This is a genomic window from Streptomyces sp. NPDC034037 (genome assembly GCF_055575715.1).
The window spans coordinates 414,529-437,346 of sequence record NZ_JBVISC010000006.1 but is presented as its reverse complement, the minus strand read 5'-3'; the positions used below and the strand labels follow the sequence as shown (position 1 = coordinate 437,346).

Below are 22,818 nucleotides of genomic sequence, written 5' to 3'. Positions count from 1 at the left end.
CCTGCGACGGCCCTGGTGGCGCCCCCGTACGGACCGGCCCCACAGGTGCGCCGACAGGCCCGTCCCGTACTGTCGTTCCATGCCACGCCGCACTGCGACGATGCTCGCCTCCACCCTGATGCTGATCGCGCTGCTCTGCGCCGGAGTGCTCATCAAAGTGCCCTACGCGGAGATGTCCCCGGGCCCCACGGTGAACACGCTCGGTGATCATGACGGCGAGCCGGTGCTGCAGATCTCCGGGCACAAGACGTACCCCACGACCGGCAACCTCAACATGACGACGGTCAGGGTGACCAGCGCCGACTACAAGATGAACCTCGCCGAGGCCGTCTACGGCTGGCTGGCCCACGACAACATCGTGGTGCCGCACGACACGCTCTACCCCGACGGCAAGACCGAGCAGCAGTCCTCCCAGGAGAACGCCGAAGAGTTCAGCGAGTCCCAGGAGAGTGCCAAGGTCGCGGCCCTCAGGGAGCTGCATCTCCCGGTGAAGTCCCAGGTCATCGTCTCGACCGTCGTGAAGGGCGACCCGGCCGAGGGCAAGCTGCACGCGGGCGACGTCATCAAGGAGGTCGACGGCAAGCCCGTCAAGGACAGGACGGACGTCGCCAAGTTCGTCACCGAGCACGACCCCGGCGAGAGCGTCACGTTCACGGTCGTCCCGGTCAAGGAGGCGGCCGCCGCCGAGAAGACCGACAAGGAGCCGACCCGGACCGAGGACATCAAGATCACGACGAAGAAGGCGGAGGACGCCGACCGCGCCATCGTGGGCATCGAGGCCGGCACCGACCACACCTTCCCGTTCACCATCGACATCAAGCTCGCCGACGTGGGCGGCCCCAGCGCCGGGCTGATGTTCGCGCTCGGCATCGTCGACAAGCTGACGCCCGAGGACCTCACGGGCGGTGAGTTCGTGGCCGGCACCGGCACCATCGACGACCGGGGCAAGGTCGGGCCCATCGGCGGCATCCAGATGAAGACCGTCGGCGCGCGCGCCAAGGGCGCGCAGTACTTCCTGACGCCGAAGGCCAACTGCGCGGCCGCCGCGAGCGACGTCCCGGACGGCCTCACCCTGGTCAAGGTGGACACCATCCACGACGCCGTGCGGGCCCTGAAGAAGATCCGCGAGGGCGACACCGACGCCCTGCCGAGCTGCTCCGCGAAGTAGAGCGGCAGAAGCAGAGCGGCAGCGGGGGCGCCCACCGGCACCCCCGCGTGCGTACGAACGTACGAGTGAATGGGCCGCTCTACGCGGTGGGCCGCTCTAGGCGAACGTCGCCGCCAGCGCGTCCGCCAGGCCGGGCACCAGGTCGGAGCCCGTGAGGACCTCGGTCGGCGAGTCCTTCTCGCGCAGCCGCAGCGCCGACTCGCGCGCGCCGTCACGGAGCACCGCGACCGTCATGCGGACCTCCTGGCGGTCGGGGTGCTTGGCCACCCACTTCGCCAGCTGGGCCTCGCTGAGGCCCTCGGGGACGGACGTCTCGGCGGACGGCGGCAGCATCAGGCGCTCCACCGTGAGGGCGCAGCCCGTCACCGCGTCCGGCCAGGCGATGGTGCCGAGGAACTCGTCCAGCGGTTTGTCCGCGGAGATCTCCTCCTGCTCGATGGGGGTGAAACCGGCGTGTTCGACGCCGTCGTCGAGGCCGAGCTGTGAGGCGAGGCCGGGTTCCTGGGTGCGCAGCCGCGCCGTGTCGACGAGCGCGAAGAGGCGGGCGGGCCGGTCCCAGCCGAGGCCGGAGACGTACTCGTCGATCTCGAGCACGGCCCGGGTGAGGGGGCTCGCTGCCATGGGTGTGTTGGACATGGTCACAATCCTGCCTCGTTAGTCCCGAGAATCGGGAACCGAGTAAAGCGTGAGTAAGTTGCATAGGTGTGGGTCCGCGATCTCGGGGGCCTGACGGACCAACGAATCAACAGCGAACTTCGAGGTGCGCACCTTGGCTTTCCAGATGCCGGACCGCGGCGGAGGCCCGTCGGGGCCACGGATCAGAGTGGGCCGACCCTCCCGTCGCGTCCGGACCCTGCTCATGACACTGGGCGTGCTGGCCGTGCTGGCCATGGCCTTCGTCATGTTCTCCGGGTTCTGGACCGACTGGTTGTGGTACCGCTCGGTCCATTACTCATCGGTCTTCACGACGACCCTGTGGACCAAGATCGGCCTCTTCTTCGTCTTCGGCCTCCTCATGGCGGCCGCGGTCGGCGTGAACATCTGGCTGGCGCACCGGCTGCGCCCGCCGCTGAGCGCCATGTCGATGGAGCAGCAGAGCCTCGACCGGTACCGCATGGGCATCGCCCCGTACAAGAAGTGGCTGCTGATCGCGATCACGGCCCTGGTGGGCCTGATCGCGGGCGCGTCCGCGGCGGGGCAGTGGCGCACCTGGCTCCTGTGGGTCAACGGTGTGCCCTTCGGCCAGAAGGACCCGCAGTTCCACATGGACGTGGCGTTCTTTGCGTTCGACCTGCCCTGGTACCGCTTCCTGCTGGGCTTCGGCTTCGCGGCCGCGGTGCTCTCCCTGGTCGCCGCCGCCCTGACGCACTACCTGTACGGCGGGCTGCGGATCACCAGCCCCGGCGCGCGCGCGACCGCGGCGGCGACCGGCCACCTCTCGGTGCTGCTCGGCGTCTTCGTCTCCCTCAAGGCCGTGGCGTACTGGCTCGACCGGTACGGCCTCGCGGTGAAGTCCAGCGACTTCAAGGCGACGGGCAACTGGACCGGCCTGAGGTACGTCGACGCGAACGCGTACCTGCCGGCGAAAACGATCCTGTTCTGCATCGCCGTCATCTGCGCCCTGCTCTTCTTCGCGACGCTGTGGCGGCGCACCTGGCAGCTGCCGGTCATCGGTTTCGGCCTGATGGTGCTCTCGGCGATCCTCATCGGCGGGCTCTACCCCGCGATCGTCCAGAAGTTCCAGGTCCAGCCGAACGAGCAGGCCAAGGAAGCGCCGTACATCGAGAAGAACATCGAGGCGACCCGTGACGCCTACGGCATCAACGGGGTGAAGCCCGAGGACTACCGGGGCGCGGGCAAGGTCGACGAGGACCGCCAAAAGAAGCGCGAGAACGCGGACTCGGCGGCCAACTACCGGCTGAACGACCCGAACATCGTCTCGCCCACGTTCCAGCAGCTGGAGCAGGAGCGCAGTTACTACCAGTTCCCGCGGACGCTGGACGTGGACCGCTACAACGGCCAGGACACCATCGTCGGCCTGCGCGAGCTGAACGTGAACAAGCTCGACAAGCGGAACTGGATCAACGACCACTTCGCCTACACCCATGGCTACGGCGTCGTCGCCGCCAAGGGCACGGAGACCAAGAAGGGCTCCAAGGGAGCCCCGGCTTTCACCGAGTCCGGTCTGCCCACCACGGGTGAGATGAAGGACTACGAGCAGCGGATCTACTACGGCGAGAAGACGACCCAGTACTCGATCGTGGGCGGGCCCCAGAAGGAGCTCGACTACGAAGAGGACGGCGGTGGTCAGAAGACCTACAGCTACAAGGGCGACAGCGGGGTCAACCTCTCCAACCCGATCAACCGCGCGGCGTACGCGGTCTCCTTCGGTGAGCCGCAGATCCTGTACTCCGGAGCGATCGGCGAGGGCTCGCGGATCCTGTACAACCGCACGCCCAAGGAGCGCGTCGAGGCGGTGGCCCCCTGGCTGACGATCGACGGCGACGTCTACCCGACGGTGGTCGACGGCCGCATCCAGTGGGTGGTCGACGCCTACACGACCTCCAACGGCTATCCGTACGCCTCGCGCACCACGCTCGGTGACACCACGGCCGACTCCTTGTCGCAGGAGGACAGCCAGCGCACGGTGATCGCCCAGCAGAACCAGGTCAACTACATCCGGAACTCGGTGAAGGCGACCGTCGACGCGTACACCGGCGACGTCAAGCTCTACACCTGGGACGACAAGGACCCGGTCCTGAAGACCTGGAAGAAGGCGTTCCCGGGCACCGTCAAGGACAAGAGCGAGATCCCGCCGGCGCTCAAGGACCACCTGCGCTACCCGCAGGACATGTTCAAGGTGCAGCGCGAGCTCCTCACGCTCTACCACGTCACCGACCCGGGCCAGTTCTACAACGCGAGTGACGCCTGGCAGGTGCCGAACGACCCGACGAAGAAGGACGACAGCGCGGTCCCGCCGTACTACCTGTCCATGAAGGCGCCGGGCCAGAGCCAGCAGCAGTTCGCGCTGACGACGACGTTCACCCCGAGTGAGCGGCCCAACCTACGGGCCTTCATGACGGTCGACGCGGACGCCAGGAGCGAGAACTACGGCCGGATGAAGCTGCTGAGAGTCACGGGCGACGTCGACGGCCCGGAACAGGTGCAGAACAAGCTGAACTCCATGACGGAGGTCGGCAACTTCGTCCGCGACATGAAGGGCGCCGACTCCGACGTCCTCTACGGCAATCTGCTGACCGTGCCACTGGACGACGGCTTCCTTTACGTCGAGCCCGTCTACGTACAGGGCCGCAAGTCGGCGTATCCCCTCCTGAAGAAGGTGGCCGTCTCCTACGGCACCGAGACCGTCTTCGCGGACACCCTGGGCCAGGGCCTGGACCAGGTCTTCGGCGCGGCCGGCGGCACCAAGCCACCGGCCGCGGACCAGGACGGGGACGCGGACGAGCCGACCAAGCCGCCGAAGAAGAACGACCCGACGGTCCAGGCCGCGCTCGACGACGCCCAGAAGGCGTTCGAGGACGGCGAGAAGGCCATGAAGAGCGGCGACTGGAAGAAGTACGGCGAGGCGCAGGACCGCCTCCAGGAGGCACTGGAGCGGGCCGAGGACGCGTCGGCCGCGGCGGCGAAGAAGGACGCCGCCAACGGCGCGGACAAGAACGTGGACAAGAGCGCGGACAAGCCCTCCGACAAGGACGCCGACAAGCCCTCCGACAAGGGCGGGGACAAACCCTCCGACAAGGAGGGCGACCGGAGCGGCGACTAGCGGCTGGTCAAGGAGCCACCTCGCGCCGTGGTACGGTTTGAACACAACGGCGCGGGGTGGAGCAGCTCGGTAGCTCGCTGGGCTCATAACCCAGAGGTCGCAGGTTCAAATCCTGTCCCCGCTACTGCAAGGTGAAGGCCCGGATCCTTACGGATCCGGGCCTTTGTCGTGTGCCGTGCGTGGGGTCCGCCGTGGGTTTGCGGGTGTCCTATGCCGACTCGCGCGAACGGCGCGCTGACGGGGGAGAGTTGGGGTATCTGTGTTTCACTTATCTCTCTGTGGGCATGTCGACAAAACGCCGAAGTGACTTCACTGGCTGTGGGTATACGCGGTATATGCGGTGTACCCAGGTTGCGGGTGGTGCGACGATGGACGTTATGGGGGACAAGGCAACTCTGTTGGATACAGGGCGGTTTGTGCAGGCGGCCGACCGGGAGGAAGATCCCGGGGCGGTCGCCGAAGAGATGCGCCATCGGCTGGCCGCCGAGGCGGGGGATGTCGACGCGATGAGCGTCCTGGGGAGCCTGCTGCTGCGCCGCGGCGATCTGGACGGGGCCGAGTCCATGCTGCGCGCGGCGACCGCCGAGGGCGACCGCGCCGCCGCCAACAACCTCGGGGTCCTGCTCCACCAGCGCGGCTACGCCGACGAGGCGGCCGGCTGGTGGCGGGTCGCCGCCGTCGCGGGGTCCGCAGCGGCCGCCCACGCGCTCGGCCGCTACCACCGCGAGCGGGGCGACGAGCCCGCCGCCGAGTACTGGCTGCGCCAGTCCGCCGAGCAGGGCCACACCCTGGGGGCGTACGCCCTCGCCGACCTGCTGGAGCACCGCGGGGACGTCGGCGCCGAGCGCTGGCTGCGGGTCGCCGCCGAGCGGGGCCACCGCGAGGCCGCGTACCGCCTGGCCCGTGCGCTGGACCGGCGGGCGGCGGCGGAGCGCGGCGAGCCCATCGAGCGCGGCGAGAGCCCGGTGCGGGCCGGCCGCGTCGCGCGCGAGGGCGGCGGCACGCACACCCCGGCCGGCGAGGCCGAGCAGTGGTACCGCCAGGCCGCCGCGCGCGGCCACCGCAGGGCCGCGCTGCACCTCGGCGCGATCCTGGAGCACCGCGGCGAGCTGAAGGAGGCCGGCCGCTGGTACCTGAACTCGGCCAAGGACGGCGAGTCCAGGGCGGCCTGCGCCCTCGGCTTCCTGCTGCGGGACGCGGGCGACGAGGAGAGCGCCGCCGTGTGGTGGCTCAAGGCCGCCCAGGACGGTGACGGCAACGCCGCGAACGCGCTGGGCGCGCTGCACGCCGAGCGCGGCGAGACCCAGACCGCCGAGCGCTGGTACCGCGCCGCGATGGACGCGGGCGACGTGAACGGCGCGTACAACCTCGGGCTGCTCTGCGCCGAGCAGGGCCGGACCTCGCAGGCCGACCAGTGGTACCGCCGCGCCGCGTACGCGGGCCACCGCGAGGCCGCCAACGCGCTGGCCGTGCTGCTGCTCCAGGGCGGGGACGCGGCCGGCGCCGAGCCGTGGTTCTCCAAGGCCGCCGAGGCGGGCAGCGTGGACGCGGCGTTCAACCTCGGGATCCTGTACGCGAGCCGCGGCGACGCGGCCTGCGCCCTGCGCTGGTACGAGCGCGCGGCCGCCGCCGGGCACACCGACGCGGCCCTCCAGGTCGGCACCGCACGGCTGCGCGAGGGCGACGAGCAGGAGGCCGAACGGCATCTGCGGTGCGCGGCCGGGGGTGGCAGCGCGGAGGCGGCGTACCGGCTCGGGACGCTGCTCGACGCGCGCCGCGCCGCCGCGGCACCGCCCGCCCTCGGCGAGTCGGCGGCGCAGAAGACCGAGTGCGAGGAGTGGTACGAGCGAGCGGCCGAGCAGGGCCACCGGCGCGCCCAGGTCCGGGTCGGCATGCTGGCCGCCGGCCGGGGCGACGTCGTCGAGGCGGCGCGCTGGTACCGCAAGGCCGCCGAGGCCGGCAGCCGCAACGGCGCCTTCAACCTCGGGCTGCTCCTGGCCCGCGAGGGCAGCGAGCCCGAGGCCGCCCTGTGGTGGACGCGGGCCGCCGACGCCGGGCACGGCAGGGCGGCGCTGCGGCTCGCCCTGCTGTACGCCCGGCGCGGGCAGCTGGCGCAGGGGCAGCGCTGGGCCTCGCGGGCCGTGGAGCTCGGCCCCGCGGAGGTCGCGGAGCGGGCGGGCCGGCTGCGCGAGGCGCTGCGGCAGGAGCTGTCCGCCTAGGAAATCCCGGGGTCGCCCCGCCCCCGGAACGGATTTGCGCTGGTCGCAGGCCTGCCGTACTGTTGGGTTCATCGACGCGGGGTGGAGCAGCTCGGTAGCTCGCTGGGCTCATAACCCAGAGGTCGCAGGTTCAAATCCTGTCCCCGCTACTGAAGACCGAAGGCCCGGAATCCCAGGATTCCGGGCCTTCGGTGTTTTCCGGGAGCGTGCGCCGGCCCGGGGCGAGACGAAGGGCCCGGCACCGAGAGGTGCCGGGCCCTTCGTACAACGTGGAACGCGGGAGGGCTCAGGCCGTCGCGCAGTCCGGGCAGACGCCCCGGTAGGTGACCTCCACGCCCTCGACCGTGAAGCCGAAGCGCTCCGAGTCGGGGAGGCTGGTCAGCGGATTGCCCGTGGGGTGCACGTCCCGGATGGCGCCGCAGCGGGCGCACACCAGGTGGTGGTGGGGCCGGTGGGCGTTCGGGTCGTAGCGCTTCGCGCGGCGGTCCGTGGCCACTTCCAGGACCTCGCCGAGGCTCACCAGCTCGCCCAGGGTGTTGTAGACCGTCGCCCGGGAGATCTCGGGCAGCTTGTCCGTGGCGCGGGCGTGCACCTCGTCGGCCGTGAGGTGGACGTGCTCCCCGTCGAGCACCTCGGCCACGACGCGCCGCTGCGCTGTCATGCGCCAGCCGCGTCCGCGCAGTCGTTCCAACAGGTCACTCATGAAAACCAGCCTAACAGGCAGGGGAGCCAGTCCCGAACGGGTGTGACTTTGGATGTTCACTTGACTTAGACAAAGTCTATCGTAGGATCAATTACGACGTTGGTCAGAGGACAGGCATTGGCCAAGGGATAGAAACCCGCAGGGACCACCCGCAGGGTTGATGACGCAGGAGGCGCACGTGACGCAGGGACCGCTCACCACGGAGGCCGGCGCGCCGGTGGCCGACAACCAGAACAGCGAGACGGCGGGCGTCGGCGGGCCGGTTCTGGTGCAGGACCAGCTGCTGCTGGAGAAGCTCGCCCACTTCAACCGCGAGCGGATACCGGAGCGCGTGGTGCACGCACGCGGTGCGGGCGCCTACGGCACCTTCACCCTCACCCGTGACGTCTCGCAGTGGACGCGGGCGAAGTTCCTCTCCGAGGTCGGCAAGCAGACGGAGACGTTCCTGCGCTTCTCCACCGTGGCCGGTAACCTCGGCTCGGCCGACGCGGTGCGCGACCCCCGCGGCTGGGCACTGAAGTTCTACACCGAAGAGGGCAACTACGACCTCGTCGGCAACAACACCCCGGTCTTCTTCATCAGGGACGCCATCAAGTTCCCCGACTTCATCCACACCCAGAAGCGCGACCCCTACACGGGCTCGCAGGAGGCGGACAACGTCTGGGACTTCTGGGGGCTCAGCCCCGAGAGCACCCACCAGGTGACCTGGCTCTTCGGCGACCGGGGCATCCCCGCCTCGTACCGCCACATGGACGGCTTCGGCTCGCACACGTTCCAGTGGAACAACGAGGCGGGCGAGGTCTTCTGGGTCAAGTACCACTTCAAGACCGACCAGGGCATCAAGAACCTCACCCAGGCCGAGGCCGACCGGCTCGCCGGTGCGGACCCCGACTCCCACCAGCGCGACCTGCGCGAGGCCATCGAGCGGGGCGAGTACCCGTCGTGGACCGTGGGCGTGCAGGTCATGCCGGCGGCGGAGGCGGCGACGTACCGCTTCAACCCGTTCGACCTCACCAAGGTGTGGCCGCACGCGGACTACCCGGTCATCGAGATCGGCAAGCTGGAGCTCAACCGCAACCCGGAGAACGTCTTCGCCGAGGTCGAGCAGGCCATCTTCAGCCCCGCCCACTTCGTGCCGGGCATCGGCCCCTCGCCGGACAAGATGCTCCAGGGCCGCCTCTTCGCGTACGGCGACGCGCACCGCTACCGCGTCGGCATCAACGCCGACCACCTGCCGGTGAACCGCCCGCACGCCGCCGAGGCGCGCACCCACTCCCGCGACGGCTTCCTGTACGACGGCCGCCACAAGGGCGCGAAGAACTACGAGCCGAACAGCTTCGGCGGGCCGCACCAGACCGACCGCCCGCTGTGGCAGCCGGTCCCGGTGACCGGCGTGACCGGTGATCAGGCCGCTCCGATCCACTCCGAGGACAACGACTTCGTGCAGGCGGGCAACCTCTACCGCCTGATGACCGAGGACGAGAAGAACCGGCTGGTCGAGAACTTGTCGGGCTTCATCGCCAAGGTCTCGCGCGACGACATCGCCGAGCGCGCGATCAACAACTTCCGCCAGGCGGACGCCGACTTCGGCAAGCGGCTGGAGGCCGCGGTCCAGGCCCTGCGCGGCTGACCGGTCCCCTTGCCGGGGCATGACGGCGGGCCGGATCCCTTCGGGGACCGGCCCGCCGCCGTCTTCTCAGGCCGTCACCCGCTGCCGCTCAGACCGTCACCCGCGCCGCCGCGCGCCGTACCGGCGCCCAGCAGCGGATGATGTCGCGGACCGAGACGATGCCCGCGGGCTCGCCCGCGTCCAGGACGATCAGGTGCCGGAAGCCGCCGTGCGCCATGGCGTCCGCCGCCTCCTCCAGGGTCCACGCGGGGCTCGCGAAGACGACGTCGGTCGTGGTGTGCGTACCGGTGATCTCGGTGTCCGGGCTCTGGTCGCGGGCCAGGGAGTTGAGGATGTCGCGCTCGGTCAGGATGCCGAGCCCGCAGGTGTCGGGGTCGAGGACGACGGCGGCGCCGACGCGGCGCGCCGACATCAGCCTGGCCGCCTGGCGCAGGGTGTGGGTGGGGCCGATGGTCAGGACCACCGTGCTCATGGCGTCGCGGACGTGCATGGGCGTGAGCCACCTCCTTGGTGAATCCAAGGTCTCCCGGTGGGCGAAGGATTGCCTCCGCTCCCGGCTCGGAGAAAGGATTCACAAGTGCACAAGAGTGGGGACTCTCAATGTGGCAGGCGGAGCGGGGGCCAACAAGAGGGCGTGCGTGGTCAGTTCGGGGCATCCGGGCAGAACGTCCGTGGCGCGTCCGAACGGCAGTGCCGATCCAGCTCCGTACGGCTCAGTACCGCTGGTTGAGATAGCCCAACAGTTCGTCGTGCAGCAGGCCGTTCGACGCCGCCGCGTTGCCGCTGTGCGGGCCCGGCCGGCCGTCGAGGCCGGTGAAGCTGCCGCCCGCCTCCGTCACCACGATCGCGTTCGCCGCCATGTCCCACAGGGACAGCTCCGGCTCCGCGCAGATGTCGACCGCGCCCTCCGCCACCATCATGTACGGCCAGAAGTCGCCGTAGGCACGGGTGCGCCACACCGCCCGGGTGAGGTCCATGAACCCGTCGAGGCGGCCCTCCTCCTCCCACCCGGAGAGCGAGGAGTAGGCGAAGGACGCGTCCGAGAGCCGCGAGACCTTCGACACGTGCAGCCGGGTCGCCGAGGTGAGGCTGCGCCCCGTGTACGCGCCGCCGCCCTTCGCCGCCCACCAGCGGCGGCCGAGCGCGGGCGCGGAGACCACCCCGACGACGGGCTCGTAGCCGCCCTCGCCCGCCTCCATCAGGGAGATGAGCGTGGCCCACACGGGCACACCGCGTACGTAGTTCTTGGTGCCGTCGATCGGGTCGATCACCCAGCGGCGCGGGCCCGTGCCCTCGATGCCGTACTCCTCGCCGAGGATCGCGTCGCGCGGCCTCGCGCGCTGCAGCTGGGAGCGGATCAGCTCCTCGGCCGCCTTGTCGGCCTCGCTCACCGGCGTCATGTCCGGCTTGGTCTCGACCTTGAGGTCGAGGGCCTTGAACCGGTCCATGGTCTGGGCGTCGGCGGCGTCCGCGAGGACATGGGCGAGACGCAGATCATCGTGGTAGTCGGGCATGGGTGAACAGTATCGAGCCCGGTCCAGGCGGGCCACAGCGCCCGATCCGGCCCGCTCGCGCGGGCTCGCGCCGGAGCTCTTGACAGTGCCCGCGAGCGCGTCAACGCTGGCAGCCGGAGCCGCTTCGACCCGGGGAGGCGGGGATGCCCGCAGCACGGGAATCCTTACTGGACGCGGCCTTCACGGCGCTCGCCCGCAGACCGTGGCCGGGGGTGCGCATGGTCGAGGTCGCGGCGGTCGCCGGGGTGTCCCGGCAGACCCTCTACAACGAGTTCGGCAGCAAGGACGGTCTCGCCCGCGCCCTCCTGCGCCGCGAGACCGACGGCTATCTGCACGGCGTCGAACGCGCGCTCGCCGAGGAGCGCGAACCGGCCGACCGCCTGGCCGCCGTCGCCGCCTGGACGGTGGGCGCCGCGCGCGGCAACGCGCTCGTGCGGGCCGCGCTCACCGGCTGCTGGAGCGATCGGCTGCCCACGCCGAGCAGGGCCCCCGGGGCCGCGTCGCCGGTGCCCGCGCAGCGCCGCGCGGACGCCGGGGTGCCCTCGGCGGCGGAGCTGCTCGCGCTGGTGCGCGACCGCGCGGTGACCGCGCTCGGCGGCCGGGGCAGGCCGCGGGACCCGGACCTCGCCCTCGCCTGCGAGAGCGCCGTCCGCCTCGCCCTGTCGTACGTGGTCGCGCCCGCCCGCGGCGACGACGACCCCGCGGAGGTGGTCCGCGGGGCCATAGGGCGCTGGGTCGCCGCCAGGTGAGCGCCCGGTGGCGCCGGGCGGGCCGTCAGTGCGCGGAGCCGGACAGCTGGAGCCCGATCACGCCGATGATGACGAAGGAGATCGAGACGATCTTGAGCGTGGAGACCAGGTCACCGAGGAAGATCATGCCGTAGATCGCGGTGCCCGCGGCGCCGATGCCCGTCCACACCGCGTAGGCGGGTCCGACGTCGAGCTTCCTCAGCGCCAGGGTGAGCAGACCGAAGCTGCCGAGTGCGAAGCAGGCGAACGCGATCGTCGGCCAGAGCCGGGTGAAGCCGTGCGACAGCTTCAGACAGACCGCGAAGCCGGTCTCGAGAAACCCCGCCACGATGACCAGCAGCCACGCCATGTCCCTGCCTCCCGCACTCGTCCACGTCGCCGCGGCCGCTTCCGTCCGGCTCGATCCGGCCTGGTGCGAGTATGCATCTACCTGGCGCCGCGCAGCCGCAAACACCGGCCGGGTCAGTCGTCCTCGCGCCGCTCGCGCGTGGCCAGCAGCCGGCGCAGGGAGTACAGGCGCTGCGGATCGGCGTGCCCGTCGGCGACCCAGGCGTCCAGCGCGCAGTCCTTCTCGTCGTGGCTGCAGCCGCGCGGGCAGCCCTCCGTCCCGGGCTCCAGGTCGGGGAAGGCGAGGATGACGCGCGACGGGTCGACGTGGTTGAGCCCGAACGAGCGCACGCCCGGGGTGTCGATCACCCATCCGCCCACCTCCGCCAGCGGCAGCGCGAGCGCGGAGGTGGTGGTGTGCCTGCCGCGGCCCGTGACCGCGTTGACGTGCCCGGTCGTGCGCCGCTGCGCCTCGGGCACCAGCGCGTTGACCAGCGTCGTCTTGCCCACCCCGGAGTGCCCGACGAAGGCGGTGACCTTGCCGTCGAGCAGCTCGTGCACCCGCGCCAGCTCGGCACCGTCGGTGAACTCCTCGCGGCTGGTGACCACGTAGGGGATGTCGAGGGTGGAGTACGTCTCCAGGAGCTTGTCGGCGGAGGCCAGATCCGACTTGGTCAGCACGAGGATCGGTTCGAGCCCGCCGTCGTACGCGGCCACGACGCACCGGTCGATCAGGCGCGGGCGCGGCTCGGGGTCGGCGAGGGCGGTGACGATGGCGAGCTGGTCGGCGTTGGCGACGACCACCCGCTCGTAGGGGTCGTCGTCGTCGGCGGTGCGCCGCAGGACGGAGGTGCGCTCCGCGATCCGCACGATCCGCGCGAGGGTGTCCTTCTTCCCGGACAGATCCCCGACGACCGCGACCCTGTCACCCACCACGGCGGCCTTGCGGCCCAGCTCGCGGGCCTTCATGGCCATCACGACCCGGTCGTCGACCAGCACGGTGAGGCGGCCCCGGTCGACGGTGAGGACCATGCCCTCGGCGGCGTCCTCGTGCTTGGGCCTGATGTGGGTGCGGGGGCGGTTGCCCTTGCGGTTGGGGCGGACGCGGATGTCGTCCTCGTCGGGGTTCTTGCCGTAGCGGCGCATGGTCGTCGTACCGCCCGTCAGCCGTTCCCGAGCATGGTCGTCCACAGGTCGGGGAAGTCCGGCAGGGTCTTCGCCGTCGTCGCGACGTTCTCGATCCGTACGCCCTCCACCGCGAGGCCGATGATCGAGCCGGCGGTCGCCATGCGGTGGTCGTCGTAGGTGTGGAAGACGCCGCCGTGCAGCGGGCGCGGCCGGATGTGCAGGCCGTCGGCGGTCTCGGTGACGTCGCCGCCGAGTTCGTTGATCTCCTTGGTGAGCGCGGCCAGGCGGTCCGTCTCGTGCAGCCGCAGGTGGGCGACGCCGCGCAGCGTGGAGGGGGAGTCGGCGAGGGCCGCGACCGCCGCGATGCCGGGGGTCAGCTCGCCGACCTCGCCGAGGTCGACGTCCAGGCCGTGGATCGAGCCGGAGCCGGTGAACACCAGGCCCTGCTCGGTCAGTTCGCAGGAGCCGCCCATCTCCGTGAAGATCTCGCGCAGCGCGTCGCCGGGCTGCGTGGTGTGCGCGGGCCAGTCGGGGATGGTCACCGTGCCGCCCGTGACCAGGGCCGCGGCGAGGAACGGCTGGGCGTTGGAGAGGTCCGGCTCGATGGTCAGATCGCGGCCGAGCAGCGCGCCGGGGGTCACCCGCCACACGTTGGGCTCGCCGCCCGCCTCCGGGGTGTCCACCTGCGCGCCGGCCGAGCGGAGCATGTCGACGGTCATGCGGATGTGCGGCATGGAGGGCAGCGCGCCGCCCACGTGACGCACCTCCACGCCCTGGTTGAAGCGCGGGCCCGACAGCAGCAGGGCGCTCACGAACTGGGAGGACGACGAGGCGTCGATCTCGACCGGGCCGCCGTCCAGGGCGCCGCCGCCGTGCACGGTCAGCGGCAGCGCGCCGCGGCCGTCGTCGTCGATCCGGGCGCCGAGCACCCGCAGGGCGTCGATCACACCGGTCAGCGGCCGCTCGTAGGACCGGGGATCGCCGTCGAAGCGGATCGGGCCGTCGGCGAGGGCGGCGACGGGGGGCAGGAAGCGCATGACCGTGCCGGCGTTGCCGACGTCGACCGTGGCGGGGCCGTGCAGGCCCGAGGGGATCACGCGCCAGGCCTCGCCACAGCCGCCCGCGGCGGAGGAGCTGGAGGACACCGTCTCCTCGATGCCGACGCCCATCGCGCGCAGGGCGCCCGCCATCAGCAGCGTGTCGCGGGAGCGCAGCGGGCGGCGCAGCCAGCCCGGCTCGGCGGCGAGCGCGGCCAGCACGAGCGCGCGGTTGGTGACCGATTTCGAACCGGGTACGTGGACCGTCGCGGTGACGGCTCCGCTTGCGTGCGGGGCTGGCCAGAGGGCGGTGTGCGCCGGGGTTTCGGTCATGCCCTCACTTTAGTGGCTGCCGCGGACCCCGCTCAGACGCCGAGGAGCCAGCGCGCCCCTCCCATCAGGCAACAGAGCGAGACGGCATGGAAGAGGAAGAGCCACATCCCGGCGGGCACGTGGGTGAGCCGCGCGAGCTGGTCCGCGTCCGAGTCGCCCGCGCCGCCGTGCCGGCGCTTGGCCTGCAGCTCGAAGGCGGGGCGCACCCCGCCGAGGAGCAGGAACCACACCACCGCGTACGCGAAGGCCGCCTGGACGTCGGTGTCCGCCAGCCAGGAGACGAGCAGGAAGGTGCCGCCGGTCAGGAGCACCGTCAGGGCTCCGTACGCGTTGCGGATCATCACCAGCATCACGACGAGCAGCGCGGTGGCGATCCACAGCAGCGCCGTGATGCGCCCCGAGGAGAGCAGCGCCGCGCCGCCGAGGCCGAGCAGCGGGGGAGCGGTGTAGCCCGCCGCCGCGGTGAGGATCATGCCGAGGCCCGTGGGCCTGCCGCGCGAGACGGTCAGGCCCGAGGTGTCGGAGTGCAGCCGGATGCCGTCGAGGCGGCGCCCGGTGAGCAGCGCGACCAGACCGTGGCCGCCCTCGTGCGCGATGGTGACGGCGTTGCGGGCCAGGCGCCATGTGCCGTGCGGCACGACGACGGCGAGGGCCACCAGAGCGGCCCCGATCACCAGCCACTGCTCGGGCGCGGGCTGCGTGCCGAAGACGCGGTCCCAGAGGGCGGCCAGGCTGGCGTTGGCGGTGCTTTCCATTGCGGGAACTGGCTCCTCTGGGGGATCGGGTCGTGGCAGTCTGGCACGTATGTGCGGACGGTATGCATCGAGTCGTGGGCCCGCGGATCTCGCGGGGATCTTCGAGATCGAGAAGTGGCACCCCGATGAGGAGGGGGAGGAGTTGGCCCCCGATTACAACGTGGCCCCCACCAAAGAGGTCTACGCGGTGCTCGACCGCCCCCTGAAAGACGCCGAGGACCCGGCTCCGGTTCGCCAGCTGCGTACGCTCAAGTGGGGCCTCGTCCCCTCCTGGTCCAAGACGCCCGAGGGCGGCGCCCGGATGATCAACGCCCGCGCCGAGACCGTGCACGAGAAGCCCGCCTACCGCCGCGCCTTCGCCGCCCGCCGCTGCGTGCTGCCCGCCGACGGCTATTACGAGTGGCTGACCGCGCCCGAGGAGCGGCGGCTGGAGGTCGAGGGCAAGAAGAAGCGGCCCCGCAAGCAGCCCTACTTCGTGACCCCCGCCGACGGTTCCGTCTTCGCCATGGCGGGCCTCTACGAGTTCTGGCGGGACAAGACCCTGCCCGACGAGCACCCCTTGGCCTGGTGGGTGACCTGCACGGTGATCACCACGGAGGCCGAGACCACGCCGCTGGCCGTCGCCCCCGACGAGGGCCCGCGCTCGCTCGCCGACATCCACCCGCGCATGCCGCTGATGCTGACGCCCGACCGCTGGGACGCCTGGCTCGACCCGTCCCGCACCGACGTCGAGGACCTGCGCCCCCTCCTGGAGCCGCCCCCGCCCGGCCTGATGCGGGCCTACCCCGTCTCCACGGCGGTCAGCAACGTACGCAACAACGGACCGGAGCTGCTGAAGGAGCTGGACGGCCCCGAAGAGGGCACACTCTTCTGACGTGACGCACGAAACACACCCGCCCCGGCGCGAGACCGTCGAGACCGACGCCGGCGAGGCGCGGATCACCTGGCACCCGGCGAAGGGCAGGCCCCGCCTCCTGCTGGCCCTCGGCCACGGCGCCGGCGGCGGCATCGAGGCCCGCGACCTGGCGGCCCTTGCCGTCGCGCTGCCCGCGCACGGCGTGAGCGTCGCCCTCGTCGAGCAGCCCTGGCGGGTCGCCGGAAAGAAGCTGGCGCCCGCCCCCAAGACGCTGGACGTCGGCTGGCGGGGCGTCTGGCCCGCACTGGAGAAGCGGGGGCTCCCGGTGATCTCCGGCGGCCGCAGCGCGGGCGCCCGCGTGGCCTGCCGCACGGCCGCCGAGCTGGGCGCCGCCGCCGTGCTCGCCCTCAGCTTTCCCCTGCACCCTCCGGGCAGGCCCGAGAAGTCCCGCGCCGACGAGCTGCTCGGCGCCGGGGTGCCCACCCTGGTCGTCCAGGGCGGGAACGACCCCTTCGGCAGGCCCGCCGAGTTCCCTGACGGCGCGTACGACATGGCGGAAGTGCCGTACGGCGATCACGGTTTCGCGGTGCCGAAGAAGGCGGAGACGACCCAGGAGGAGGCCGTGGCCCTCATCACGGACGCCGTCACGCGGTGGGCGGGAATGTTGGACACGTGACCTCTGTTGTCGCGAACAGACGGTGAACACCGTCGCAGACGTGTTGGTACGAGAGGGAGTCCGCCGCATGGGTTCGACCATCTGCCCGAACCGCTCCAGCGCCGCTGACCTGGAGTGGACGGTCTTGAGCGCACCCAAAAACGCAACTATTCGGGCGGCGCGCGGAGCGGATCGTCGTCTATCCTCCGATTCGAGTGGGGCTGCTTTCGGCCTCACCACGTCGTTGGAGGAGGTGGGTCCGGTCACAGGGACCGACGCAGGGACCGAGCACGGCCAGGCGGAGCGCCCCGAAGAGGGCTCTGAGACGGCCGCGGAGCGCACGGCCCGTTTCGAGCGGGACGCGCTGACGTTCCTCGACCAGATGTACTCCGCCGCGCTGCGCATGACCCGCAACCCGGCGGACGCGGAGGATCTGGTCCAGGAGACCTACGCCAAGGCGTACGCGTCGTTCCACCAGTTCCGCGAGGGCACCAACCTCAAGGCGTGGCTGTACCGCATCCTCACGAACACCTTCATCAACTCCTACCGCAAGAAGCAGCGCGAGCCCCAGCGCAGCGCCGCCGAGGAGATCGAGGACTGGCAGCTCGCGCGCGCCGAGTCGCACATGTCCACCGGTCTGCGCTCCGCCGAGTCGCAGGCGCTGGACCACCTGCCCGACTCGGACGTGAAGCAGGCGCTCCAGGCGATTCCCGAGGAATTCCGCATCGCCGTCTATCTGGCCGATGTAGAGGGCTTTGCGTACAAGGAGATCGCGGACATCATGGGGACACCCATCGGTACGGTGATGTCCCGGCTGCACCGCGGCCGACGCCAACTGCGCGGCATGCTGGAGGACTACGCCCGTGAGCGCGGGCTCGTCCCGGCCGGCGCCGGCGAGTCGAACGGAACGAAAGGCTCGGGCTCATGAGCTGCGGAGAGCCGCACGAGACTGACTGCAGTGAAGTCCTGGACCATCTCTATGAGTTCCTGGACCACGAGATGCCGGACAGCGACTGCACCAAGTTCGAGACGCACTTCGAGGAGTGCTCGCCGTGCCTGGAGAAGTACGGTCTGGAGCAGGCGGTGAAGAAGCTGGTCAAGCGGTGCTGCGGCCAGGACGACGTCCCGATCGACCTGCGGGCCAAGGTCATGGGGCGCATCGACCTCATCCGCTCCGGACAGGCCGTGCCCGACCAGGACGTCAGCCAGGACACCGCACCGGGAGTGCGGGCCTCGGAGGCGTGAAACACCGCAGCGTCACTCGAATGTGCTAATTCGCCGCTGTCGGGCGCTGACCGCGAGGTGGCCGTTCTACTCTCCGGAGCTGGGTCTCGCGACCCGGACGACTGGGTCGCAGGACCTGGAACGGGGAGGAGAACTCCATGCGGTCGGTGCCGGCGTGGGCCCGCGTGTACATCCTGGGCGTCGCCCTGGCCGGTGCCGCCTGCCTCGCACCGGCCCTGAGCGGCGGCCGCACCCCCTGGCCCGCCGTCGCGCTCCTCGCGGTGCTCTACGCCGGGTGTGAGCAGACCGGCCGGTGCCGCTTCATCGGGCGCCGCGTCCCCGGGGGCCTCGGCACCTTCTTCCCGGTGCTGCTCGCCGGGGTGTTCCTGCTGCCGCCCTCGGCCGCCGCCCTCGTCGCCGTGCCGGGCGCGCTGTTCGCCCGGATCGACCGGCGTCCGCGCCGGGTGCGCCGCCTGTGGCGCGGCGCGCAGCTCGTCCTCGCCACCTGGAGCGCGGCCCACGTGTACGGCGCGCTCGGCGGACCCGCCGCCCGCGCCGCGTGCGACTTCCCGCACGTCCTGGGGCCTGCCGGCGCCGCCGTCCTCGCCTTCTGCGCCGTGCTCGCCGCCCTGGACGCCGGGATCCTCGCGACCGCCGAGAGGCTGCCGCCGCGGACCGCCTGGCGCGGACTCCTGCCGCGCTCCCTCGCGCCCGTGGCGGTGCACGGACTGGCCGGGCTGATGATGGCGGTCCTGTGGACCAGCCCGTACGGGCCCCCGGCGGCGCTGCTCGTGCTGCTCCCGATGGGCGTCTCGTGCTGGGTCTTCGCGCAGTACCACCGGGAGCGGGCCGCCCACCAGGCCACCATCCGGGCCCTCGTCCAGGCCGTCGACCTCAAGGACAGGTACACCCGCGGCCACAGCGAGCGGGTCGGCCGCGCCTCGGTCATGATCGCCCGGGAGCTGGGCATGGACGACGAGCGCGTCGAGGTCCTGCGGTTCGCCGGCATCCTGCACGACGTCGGCAAACTGGGCGTGCCCACCCGCCTGTTGCGCAAGGACGGCCCCCTGACGCCCCAGGAGCGGCGCGTCATCGAACTCCACCCCGAGTACGGGCACGAGATGGTGCGCGGCATCGGCTTCCTCGGCGAGGCGCGGGCGGCCATCCTGCACCACCACGAGCGGATCGACGGCAGCGGCTACCCCTACGGCCTCACCGGGCGGCAGATCCCCGAGTCCGCCCGGGTGGTGGCCGTCGCCGACGCCTTCGACGCGATGACGTCCACCCGGTCCTACCGGCGTGCCCGGCCGGTGTCCGCCGCGCTGGAGGAGCTGGCCCGGTGCGCCGGAGAGCAGTTCGACCCCGCGATGGTCGCCGCCCTCACCCGGGCGCTCGGCCGGGACGGCTGGCATCCGGAAGTCACCTCCGACGTCCCGGCCCGCGACCTTGGGCACGGCGCCGACCAGAGCGGAAACGTACCGCCCGCGCGCCTGGCCGCCGCGCCCGCGGCGCGCGGGCCGGGCGCCCCGTGACGGCGCACGCCGGGGGGCGCGCCGCCTCCCGCGCACAGCGGCTGCCCAGCACGGCGGCCCGCGCCCTCGCCGGCCTGCTCGCCGTCGTCTCGCTCACCTGGACCCTGTGGCACGGCGTCGCCGAACGGCCGGTCGCGCTCGCCTTCGGGGTGCTGATCACCCTCGGTGAGCTGGCCCGCTGGGGCAGCGGGGGCAGCGAGAGCGAGCGGGAGCCCGCACCGCTCGGGGCCGCGGGCGCCCTGGCGTACGCCTTGCTGGGGCAGAACGCCGGAACGGCCACGCACCACGGCGGGCTCCAGGTGATCGCCGTGGTCGTCGCGGCCGCCCTGGTGGGCGCCGTGCCGCATGTGGCACTGGGCCACGGGCCCACGCCCGACGACATGGCGCGGCGCGTGCTGACCGTCGCGTTCGCCGCGGCCTGCTTCCAACCCCTCTACAACGCGGGCAAGTTGAAGCACTGGGTCGGCCACGGCCCCTGGTTCGCGCTCGTCATCGTCACCCTCCTCGTCCTCACCGCGCTCTGCGACGCCGTCCTCGCCGCCGCGATGGCGCGCGCCCGCACCCGCTGGCCGTTCGGGCCGCTCCTGCGCGACGAACTGCGGGCCATGCTCGGCATCGGCTCCGCCGTCTGCGCGACGGGGGCCGTGATGGCGCTCGGCGTCGCCGTGGCCGGCCTGTGGGCACTGCCCGTGTTCAGCCTGCCGCTGCTGCTCACCCAGCTCTCCTACCGGCGCTACGCGGCCGTGCGGGCCACCTACCGGCAGACCATCGCGTCGCTGGCCAGGGCCACCGAGATCGCCGGGTACACCCCGCAGGGCCACGCCCACCGCGTCGCCGGGCTCAGCCGCGCCGTCGGGCGGGACCTCGGGCTCTGCGGTCAGGACCTCACCGTTCTCGAGTACGCGGCGCTGATGCACGACATCGGGCAGCTCTCCCTCGTCGACCCCGTGCCCGAGGGCGCCACCGCCGCCCTGCCCGAGGAGCAGCAGCGCCGCATCGCCCTGCTCGGCGGCGCCGTGGTGCGCCAGACCGGGGTGGACTCCGCGGTGGCCGTCGTCGTGGAGCGCCAGGCCGACCCCTACTGCCACCAGCCGCTCACCGCCCGTATTGTGCGCACGGCGAACGCGTACGACGAGATGGCGCGGGGAGAAGGACCCACGGGGGCGCTCGGCGGTCCGCTGCACGCTCTGGAGAGGCTGCGGCTGGGCACCGGCCGCGACTATCAGCCCGAGGTCGTGGAGTCCCTGGCGAGGGTGGTGTCCAGGGGCGGCCTTAGCTCGCCCCCGGCTGGGTAACCCATGGGTAATGAGCGGCTGTCCGACCGTACGTGGTTGGATGCGAAGAAGAGGGTGCGCGGGGGCATCGACCCGACGCCGCGCCTTCGCAAGATGGGACTCCACAAATCGTGACAGGCGGGAATCAGGCGGGAATCGTGAGGATCTTCGGCAAGGGACGGCACCGGCCCTCCGCCTCATGGCGGCAGGCGACCGACCGCGCCTTCACGCTGATCGGCGACGGCCGGTACGAGGACGCGGGAGCGCTGCTCACGCGCGCGGCGGATCTCGAACCCTGGCTGTCCGAGTCCTGGTTCAACCTCGCGCTCCTGCACAAGTTCCGGCACGACTGGGAGCAGGCGCGGGCCGCGGGACTGCGGGCCGTGGCGCTCCTGGACCGCTCGGCGGGCGCCCCGGACTGGTGGAACGTGGGCATCGCGGCGACGGCGCTGCAGGACTGGCCGCTGGCCCGCCGCGCCTGGCAGGCGTACGGCCTGAAGGTGCCCGGCGGGGTCGCGGCGTCCGGCGAGCCCTCGGGCATGGAGCTGGGCAGCGCGGCCGTGCGGCTCTCCCCGGAGGGCGAGGCGGAGGTGGTGTGGGGCCGCAGGCTGGACCCCGCCCGCATAGAGGTGCTGTCCATCCCGCTGCCCTCCTCCGGGCGGCGCTGGGGCGAGGTCGTGCTGCACGACGGCGTCCCGCACGGCGAGCGGACGACGGCGGCCGGCCACTCGTACCCCGTCTTCGACGAGATCGAGCTGTGGGCGCCCTCGCCCGTGCCGACGTGGGTGGTCCTCCTGGAGGCCGCCACCGAGGACGACCGGGACGCCCTGGAGCGGCTCGCGGCCGACGCGGGCTTCGCCGCCGAGGACTGGTCCTCCTCGGTGCGGCTGCTGTGCCGCATGTGCTCGGAGTCGCGGATGCCGAGCGACGAGGGCGACGGCGAGCACCTGGACCCGCACGACCACAGCGAACCGGGCCACCCGGGCCCGCTCGGCCACCGCAGCCCGGGGGCGGTCTGGGTGCCGGAGCGCGAGTGCGGCATCGCCGCGCCCGCCGCCCTGGTGCGCGGGCTCCTCGACAGCTGGGTGGCGGACAGCCCGGACTCGCGCGACTGGCGGGACCTCGAAGAGGTCTGCTGACCCGAGGAAGCCGGTCGACACTTCGCCGTAGGCTGTACCGGCACAAACTCTTGAGGGTTTCACGGAAGGCTTACGGCGGACATGGCGCAGGACACTGAGCAGCAGGCCTCCGGCGGGGTGCTCCCCGTCGACGACGAGGGCTTCGTCATCGACACGGAGGACTGCGAGGAGCGCGAGACGGCCTACCGCGAGCGCGGCACGTCCCGGCCGATCACGGTCGTCGGCAACCCGGTCCTGCACAAGGAGTGCAAGGACGTCACGGCCTTCGACGACGATCTCGCCAAGCTGGTCGACGACATGTTCGCCAGCCAGCGCACCGCCCAGGGCGTGGGCCTCGCGGCCAACCAGATCGGCGTCGACCTGAAGGTCTTCGTCTACGACTGCATGGACGACGAGGGCGTGCGCCACGTCGGTGTGGTCTGCAACCCGGTCCTGACCGAGCTGCCCGCCGAGCGCCGCCGCCTGGACGACTCGGGCGAGGGCTGCCTCTCCGTGCCCACCGCCTACGCCGATCTGGCCCGCCCGGACTACGCCGAGGTGAGGGGCCAGGACGAGAAGGGCAACCCCATCAAGGTGCGCGGCGGCGGCTACTTCGCCCGCTGCCTGCAGCACGAGACGGACCACCTGTACGGCTACCTGTACATCGACCGCCTCTCCAAGCGGGAGCGCAAGGACGCGCTGCGCCAGATGGCGGAGGGCACACCGCGCTACCCCGTGGTGCCGAACGACTGACGGGCGCGACGCCTGAGCGGCGCGGGACCCGCGTGACACGAGCGGCCCCTGGTCGGGAA

21 protein-coding genes and 2 tRNA genes are annotated in these 22,818 nt (G+C 71.8%); 15 read left to right on the top strand and 8 right to left on the bottom strand.

Annotated features, from left to right (window positions below):
• The first annotated feature begins 79 nt into the window (after positions 1-79).
• A complete protein-coding gene (locus ACZ516_RS23160) occupies positions 80-1,168 on the top strand; it encodes a YlbL family protein (protein WP_361079540.1) in 1,089 nt (362 codons plus the stop codon).
• A gap of 96 nt (positions 1,169-1,264) precedes the next feature.
• Here the strand turns inward: ACZ516_RS23160 and ACZ516_RS23155 are convergent, their stop codons facing one another.
• Entirely contained in the window at positions 1,265-1,804 is a 540-nt protein-coding gene (locus ACZ516_RS23155) for a PPA1309 family protein (RefSeq protein ID WP_358583286.1), read from the bottom strand.
• A 145-nt stretch (positions 1,805-1,949) separates the two neighbouring features.
• Between ACZ516_RS23155 and ACZ516_RS23150 the strand changes: the two genes are divergently transcribed.
• From ACZ516_RS23150 to ACZ516_RS23135, 4 genes are all read left to right on the top strand, one after another.
• Positions 1,950-4,952, top strand: coding sequence for a UPF0182 family membrane protein (locus ACZ516_RS23150; protein ID WP_469011612.1), 3,003 nt, complete (start codon positions 1,950-1,952; stop codon positions 4,950-4,952).
• Between the two features lie 50 nt (positions 4,953-5,002).
• Positions 5,003-5,076, top strand: a tRNA-Met gene (locus ACZ516_RS23145).
• Between the two features lie 244 nt (positions 5,077-5,320).
• Positions 5,321-7,171: a tetratricopeptide repeat protein gene (locus tag ACZ516_RS23140; RefSeq protein WP_361079538.1), complete on the top strand. Its 1,851-nt coding sequence runs from the start codon at positions 5,321-5,323 to the stop codon at positions 7,169-7,171.
• 75 nt (positions 7,172-7,246) lie between these two features.
• Positions 7,247-7,320, top strand: a tRNA-Met gene (locus ACZ516_RS23135).
• A 137-nt stretch (positions 7,321-7,457) separates the two neighbouring features.
• On the opposite strand, the gene ACZ516_RS23130 is transcribed toward ACZ516_RS23135, so the two are convergent.
• Complete coding sequence (locus tag ACZ516_RS23130; protein ID WP_358698329.1) at positions 7,458-7,874, bottom strand: Fur family transcriptional regulator; 417 nt, start codon at positions 7,872-7,874, stop codon at positions 7,458-7,460.
• Between the two features lie 178 nt (positions 7,875-8,052).
• On the opposite strand from ACZ516_RS23130, the gene ACZ516_RS23125 reads away from it, so the two are divergent.
• Positions 8,053-9,504 carry a catalase gene (locus ACZ516_RS23125; protein ID WP_469011542.1) on the top strand — a complete coding sequence of 484 codons (1,452 nt, stop codon included), beginning with the start codon at positions 8,053-8,055 and terminating at the stop codon, positions 9,502-9,504.
• Positions 9,505-9,592: 88 nt separating this feature from the next.
• On the opposite strand, the gene ACZ516_RS23120 is transcribed toward ACZ516_RS23125, so the two are convergent.
• The gene (locus ACZ516_RS23120; protein ID WP_361079534.1) at positions 9,593-9,994 is read right to left on the bottom strand and encodes a CBS domain-containing protein; all 402 of its coding nucleotides are present in this window, start codon (positions 9,992-9,994) and stop codon (positions 9,593-9,595) included.
• A gap of 223 nt (positions 9,995-10,217) precedes the next feature.
• Positions 10,218-11,018 carry a histidinol-phosphatase gene (gene hisN / locus ACZ516_RS23115; RefSeq protein WP_358698333.1) on the bottom strand — a complete coding sequence of 267 codons (801 nt, stop codon included), beginning with the start codon at positions 11,016-11,018 and terminating at the stop codon, positions 10,218-10,220.
• A gap of 143 nt (positions 11,019-11,161) precedes the next feature.
• On the opposite strand from hisN, the gene ACZ516_RS23110 reads away from it, so the two are divergent.
• On the top strand, positions 11,162-11,767 hold the full coding sequence (locus ACZ516_RS23110) for a TetR/AcrR family transcriptional regulator (RefSeq protein ID WP_469011541.1): 606 nt from the start codon (positions 11,162-11,164) through the stop codon (positions 11,765-11,767).
• A gap of 25 nt (positions 11,768-11,792) precedes the next feature.
• Here the strand turns inward: ACZ516_RS23110 and ACZ516_RS23105 are convergent, their stop codons facing one another.
• From ACZ516_RS23105 to ACZ516_RS23090, 4 genes are all read right to left on the bottom strand, one after another.
• Complete coding sequence (locus tag ACZ516_RS23105) at positions 11,793-12,116, bottom strand: DMT family transporter (protein ID WP_358588995.1); 324 nt, start codon at positions 12,114-12,116, stop codon at positions 11,793-11,795.
• A 113-nt stretch (positions 12,117-12,229) separates the two neighbouring features.
• The gene (rsgA, locus tag ACZ516_RS23100) at positions 12,230-13,240 is read right to left on the bottom strand and encodes a ribosome small subunit-dependent GTPase A (protein ID WP_358700418.1); all 1,011 of its coding nucleotides are present in this window, start codon (positions 13,238-13,240) and stop codon (positions 12,230-12,232) included.
• A 17-nt stretch (positions 13,241-13,257) separates the two neighbouring features.
• A complete protein-coding gene (gene aroA, locus ACZ516_RS23095) occupies positions 13,258-14,592 on the bottom strand; it encodes a 3-phosphoshikimate 1-carboxyvinyltransferase (RefSeq protein ID WP_358588994.1) in 1,335 nt (444 codons plus the stop codon).
• Between the two features lie 32 nt (positions 14,593-14,624).
• Complete coding sequence (locus ACZ516_RS23090; RefSeq protein WP_361079530.1) at positions 14,625-15,347, bottom strand: M50 family metallopeptidase; 723 nt, start codon at positions 15,345-15,347, stop codon at positions 14,625-14,627.
• Positions 15,348-15,396: 49 nt separating this feature from the next.
• On the opposite strand from ACZ516_RS23090, the gene ACZ516_RS23085 reads away from it, so the two are divergent.
• From ACZ516_RS23085 to def, 8 genes are all read left to right on the top strand, one after another.
• On the top strand, positions 15,397-16,221 hold the full coding sequence (locus tag ACZ516_RS23085) for an SOS response-associated peptidase (RefSeq protein WP_358588990.1): 825 nt from the start codon (positions 15,397-15,399) through the stop codon (positions 16,219-16,221).
• Between the two features lies 1 nt (position 16,222).
• The gene (locus ACZ516_RS23080) at positions 16,223-16,879 is read left to right on the top strand and encodes an alpha/beta hydrolase family protein (RefSeq protein ID WP_469011540.1); all 657 of its coding nucleotides are present in this window, start codon (positions 16,223-16,225) and stop codon (positions 16,877-16,879) included.
• A gap of 232 nt (positions 16,880-17,111) precedes the next feature.
• Positions 17,112-17,786: an RNA polymerase sigma factor SigR gene (gene sigR, locus ACZ516_RS23075; RefSeq protein WP_030780923.1), complete on the top strand. Its 675-nt coding sequence runs from the start codon at positions 17,112-17,114 to the stop codon at positions 17,784-17,786.
• On the top strand, positions 17,783-18,103 hold the full coding sequence (gene rsrA / locus ACZ516_RS23070; protein WP_358588985.1) for a mycothiol system anti-sigma-R factor: 321 nt from the start codon (positions 17,783-17,785) through the stop codon (positions 18,101-18,103). Before sigR ends, rsrA begins: the two co-directional genes overlap by 4 nt.
• Before the next feature lie 137 nt (positions 18,104-18,240).
• Entirely contained in the window at positions 18,241-19,614 is a 1,374-nt protein-coding gene (locus ACZ516_RS23065) for an HD-GYP domain-containing protein (protein WP_469011539.1), read from the top strand.
• Positions 19,615-19,655: 41 nt separating this feature from the next.
• Positions 19,656-20,909 carry an HD-GYP domain-containing protein gene (locus tag ACZ516_RS23060; RefSeq protein WP_469011611.1) on the top strand — a complete coding sequence of 418 codons (1,254 nt, stop codon included), beginning with the start codon at positions 19,656-19,658 and terminating at the stop codon, positions 20,907-20,909.
• Positions 20,910-21,046: 137 nt separating this feature from the next.
• Entirely contained in the window at positions 21,047-22,027 is a 981-nt protein-coding gene (locus tag ACZ516_RS23055; protein ID WP_358582621.1) for a tetratricopeptide repeat protein, read from the top strand.
• Positions 22,028-22,108: 81 nt separating this feature from the next.
• Positions 22,109-22,759 (top strand): peptide deformylase, encoded by a 651-nt coding sequence (gene def / locus ACZ516_RS23050; RefSeq protein ID WP_358697946.1) that lies wholly within the window; start codon positions 22,109-22,111, stop codon positions 22,757-22,759.
• The last annotated feature ends 59 nt before the right edge of the window (positions 22,760-22,818 follow it).